Here is a 693-nt window from a genome sequence, read left to right as displayed (position 1 = left end):
GTGTATGTTCATGGTCAAGCAGTAGGAGAAGTGATGTTTTACGGACCTGGAGCTGGGAAGTTACCAACTGGTTCTGCTGTAGTAAGTGACATTATTTCAATCGTTAAAAATATGAATCAAGTTCCGAAAAATAAAAGTGTATTAAAAGAACCGGAGCCGTATGAATTACAAGGAGATGAAGAAGTAGTCTCGAAATACTTTTTGCGTATTTCATTACGAGATGAGCCTGGAATGTTTAAAAAAATAACAGAATGTTTCGTTRRTTATTCTGTRAGTTTAAAAGAGGTWATYCAATTACCTTTGAATCGTGARCTTGCAGAAGTCGTTGTWGTGACRCATCRMACTTCAAAATATCAATTCGAACRAGTTTTAGGRGCGATAGAAGATGTCGCAAGTGAAATAAACAGTTACTACATTATTGAGGAGGAAAAACAATATGTATAAAGGACTATTAAACCAGTACGCTTCTTATTTACCGGTGAATGAAAACACACCTGATGTCAGCTTAATGGAAGGAAATACACCCCTTATTCCATTATTAAATATATCAAAACAATTAGGGATTCAGTTATACGGAAAGTATGAAGGAGCGAATCCAACAGGTTCTTTTAAAGACCGTGGTATGGTAATGGCAGTCGCAAAGGCGAAAGAAGAAGGTTCAGAGGCTATCATTTGTGCATCTACAGGTAATAC

1 protein-coding gene and 1 pseudogene are annotated in these 693 nt (G+C 36.3%); both read left to right on the top strand.

The window, feature by feature from the left end; all coding sequences use genetic code 11:
* Nucleotides 1-444 (top strand): annotated as a pseudogene (locus AC1DJR_RS32465) (homoserine dehydrogenase); the annotation flags it as partial.
* Nucleotides 437-693 (top strand): pyridoxal-phosphate dependent enzyme (locus AC1DJR_RS32460; RefSeq protein ID WP_477004511.1); only part of this gene is annotated, 257 nt, incomplete at its 3' end. The pseudogene AC1DJR_RS32465 and the gene AC1DJR_RS32460, both read left to right, overlap by 8 nt.

The organism is Bacillus sp. 05T31 (genome assembly GCF_056396725.1).
The sequence above is the reverse complement of the archived record's forward strand: the minus strand, read 5'-3'. Positions and strand labels throughout refer to the sequence as shown.